At 43.5% G+C, this 3,442-nt stretch carries 3 protein-coding genes and 1 pseudogene; all 4 read left to right on the top strand.

Going from position 1 to position 3,442, the window contains the following annotated elements; translation table 11 throughout:
• Nucleotides 1-369 (top strand): annotated as a pseudogene (locus QZ359_RS09040) (DNA helicase); the annotation flags it as partial.
• Nucleotides 370-1,266 carry a primosomal protein DnaI gene (gene dnaI, locus QZ359_RS09035; protein WP_000446508.1) on the top strand — a complete coding sequence of 299 codons (897 nt, stop codon included), beginning with the start codon at nucleotides 370-372 and terminating at the stop codon, nucleotides 1,264-1,266.
• On the top strand, nucleotides 1,263-1,976 hold the full coding sequence (locus QZ359_RS09030; protein WP_293965903.1) for an NADPH-dependent oxidoreductase: 714 nt from the start codon (nucleotides 1,263-1,265) through the stop codon (nucleotides 1,974-1,976). Before dnaI ends, QZ359_RS09030 begins: the two co-directional genes overlap by 4 nt.
• Before the next feature lie 13 nt (nucleotides 1,977-1,989).
• The gene (gene der / locus QZ359_RS09025; RefSeq protein ID WP_293965902.1) at nucleotides 1,990-3,300 is read left to right on the top strand and encodes a ribosome biogenesis GTPase Der; all 1,311 of its coding nucleotides are present in this window, start codon (nucleotides 1,990-1,992) and stop codon (nucleotides 3,298-3,300) included.
• Nucleotides 3,301-3,442: the final 142 nt, after the last annotated feature.

Raw genomic sequence — 3,442 nt, 5'->3', positions numbered from 1 at the left:
CGTCAGATGTGTATAAGAGACAGGCAACAGATGGCTGGCTTGGGCTTGCTGGACGAAGTCATCAATATCATTCTCTTATTGACCTTTAACAAGGTAGATTCGGCAAATATCAATGAGAAATATGCCATGAAGGTAGCCAATGACTATGCCTATCAAAAAATTCATTCGGCAGAAGAGGCAGTTCTTCGCATTCGTGAGCGAGGGCAGAAAAGTCAGGCTCAAAAGACTAGTAAACCGAGTCCTACCAAGTCCAATGTACCCAAGTGGAGCAATCCAGATTATAAGAATGAAACCAGCGAGGAAACTCGTCTGGAACTAGAACGTAAGAAACAAGAACTATTAGCTCGATTAGAAAAAGGAGGAGATTAGATGGAAAGTGTCGGAGACGTACTCAAACGTCAACCTAGCCGTTTTCATTATCAAGATTTGGTCCAGAAAATCATGAAGGACCCTGATGTTGCGGCCTTTATCCAGCAAGAATCCTTGACTCCAGAGGAATTAAATCGCAGTATCTCCAAGTTTAATCAATACATCACCGAGAGAGACAAGTTTCTTCGTGGTGATACGGATTATATTGCCAAAGGCTACAAGCCTATTTTGGTTATGAATCATGGCTATGCGGATGTTTCTTATGAAGAAACTCCCGAACTAATCGCAGCTGAAAAAGAAGCGGCTATTAAGAACCGTCTCAAGTTAATCAATCTGCCAGCCAGTCTCAAGCAAGCTAGTTTAGCTCAAGTTGACTTGGATGATTTGGGTCGTTTGCCAGTTTTTGAAAAGTTATTAGCCTTCGTGGAGCAATATCCAGCTATTCGAAAAGGTCTTTACCTATATGGAGATTTTGGTGTGGGCAAAAGTTTCATGGTGGCTGCCTTAGCCCATGATTTATCAGAAAAACGTGGTGTTTCATCAACTCTCCTCCACTATCCTAGCTTTGTCATTGATGTCAAAAATGCTATCGGTGATGGTAATGTCAAGACTTTGGTAGATGAGATAAAACTGTCTGAAGTCCTGATTTTAGATGATATTGGTGCCGAGCAATCAACAGCTTGGGTACGTGATGAAATCCTGCAAGTCATTCTTCAATATCGGATGCAGGAAAATTTACCGACCTTTTTCACCTCCAACTTCAACTTTGAAGAATTGGAACAGCATTTCGCTAAAGGGAAACATGGAAATGACGAAACCTGGGAAGCCAGACGCGTCATGGAGCGCATCCGTTATTTGGCTGAGGAGACTCGTTTAGAAGGAGTAAACCGTCGATGACAGAAACAATCAAATTAATGAAGGCTCACACTTCAGTGCGCAGATTTAAGGAGCAAGCCCTTCCTCAGGAAGACTTGACTGAAATCCTGACAGCGGCTCAAATGGCTTCGTCTTGGAAGAATTTTCAATCCTACTCTGTGATTGTGGTACGAAGTCAAGAGAAGAAAGATGCTCTGTATGAATTGGTACCTCAAGAAGCCATTCGCCAGTCAGCTGTTTTCCTTCTCTTTGTCGGAGATTTGAACCGTGCAGAAAAGGGAGCCCAGCTTCATACTGATACTTTCCAACCTCAAGGTGTAGAAGGTCTCTTGATTAGTTCAGTCGATGCGGCTCTTGCTGGACAAAATGCCCTGCTGGTAGCTGAAAGCTTGGGCTATGGTGGTGTCATTATTGGCTTGGTGCGGTACAAGTCAGCAGAAGTGGCAGAGCTCTTTAACCTGCCTGACTACACCTATCCTGTCTTTGGGATGGCACTAGGTGTGCCAAATCAAAATCATGATGTGAAACCAAGACTGCCACTAGAGAATGTTGTCTTTGAGGAAGAATACCAAGAACAGTCAACTGAGGCAATCCAAGCTTATGATCGTGTACAGGCCGACTATGCTGGAGCGCGTGCGACCACAAGCTGGAGTCAGCGCCTAGCAGAACAGTTCGGTCAAGCTGAACCAAGCTCAACTAGAAAAAATCTTGAACAGAAGAAGTTATTGTAGAAAGTGAGAAATTATGGCCCTACCAACTATTGCCATTGTAGGACGTCCCAATGTTGGGAAATCAACCCTATTTAATCGGATCGCTGGTGAGCGAATCTCCATTGTAGAAGATGTCGAAGGAGTGACACGTGACCGTATCTATGCAACGGGTGAGTGGCTCAATCGCTCTTTTAGCATGATTGATACAGGAGGAATCGATGATGTCGATGCTCCTTTCATGGAACAAATCAAGCACCAGGCAGAAATTGCCATGGAAGAAGCAGATGTTATCGTCTTTGTCGTGTCTGGTAAGGAAGGAATTACCGATGCGGACGAATACGTAGCCCGTAAGCTTTATAAGACCCACAAACCAGTTATCCTCGCGGTTAACAAGGTGGACAACCCTGAGATGCGAAATGATATCTATGATTTCTATGCTCTCGGTTTGGGTGAACCCCTGCCTATCTCATCTGTCCATGGTATCGGTACAGGGGATGTGCTAGATGCCATCGTAGAAAATCTTCCAAATGAATATGAAGAAGAAAATCCAGATGTCATTAAGTTTAGCTTGATTGGTCGTCCCAATGTTGGAAAATCAAGCTTGATCAATGCTATCTTGGGAGAAGACCGTGTCATTGCCAGTCCAGTTGCTGGAACAACTCGTGACGCTATTGATACCCACTTTACAGATACAGATGGTCAAGAGTTTACCATGATTGATACGGCTGGTATGCGTAAGTCTGGTAAGGTTTATGAAAATACCGAGAAATACTCTGTCATGCGTGCCATGCGTGCTATTGACCGTTCAGATGTGGTCTTAATGGTCATCAATGCGGAAGAAGGCATTCGTGAATACGACAAGCGTATCGCAGGATTTGCCTATGAAGCTGGTAAAGGGATGATTATCGTGGTCAACAAGTGGGATACACTTGAAAAAGACAACCATACTATGAAAAATTGGGAAGAAGATATCCGTGAGCAGTTCCAATACCTGCCTTACGCACCGATTATCTTTGTATCAGCCTTGACCAAGCAACGTCTCCACAAACTTCCTGAGATGATTAAGCAAATCAGTGAAAGTCAAAACACACGTATTCCATCAGCTGTCTTGAACGATGTGATTATGGATGCCATTGCCATCAACCCAACACCGACCGACAAAGGGAAACGCCTCAAGATCTTCTATGCGACACAAGTGGCAACCAAGCCGCCAACTTTTGTGGTCTTTGTTAACGAAGAAGAACTGATGCACTTCTCATACCTCCGTTTCTTGGAGAACCAAATTCGCAAGGCCTTTGTTTTTGAAGGAACTCCAATCCATTTGATTGCGCGAAAACGGAAGTAGGGAATACGAGACAAATGGATCAAAGTGGAGAAGGATATTTCAAATGATAAAATGCTCATTCTTCCAACTATGAAAACAACTAAAAGTAGCGCATAAGCGTTGCTTTTTTTAATAAGCTGGTAAAATGAAGTAGAGGATAGTC

This window comes from Streptococcus sp., assembly GCF_019414905.1.
GTDB lineage: Bacteria > Bacillota > Bacilli > Lactobacillales > Streptococcaceae > Streptococcus.
The sequence above is the reverse complement of the archived record's forward strand: the minus strand, read 5'-3'. Positions and strand labels throughout refer to the sequence as shown.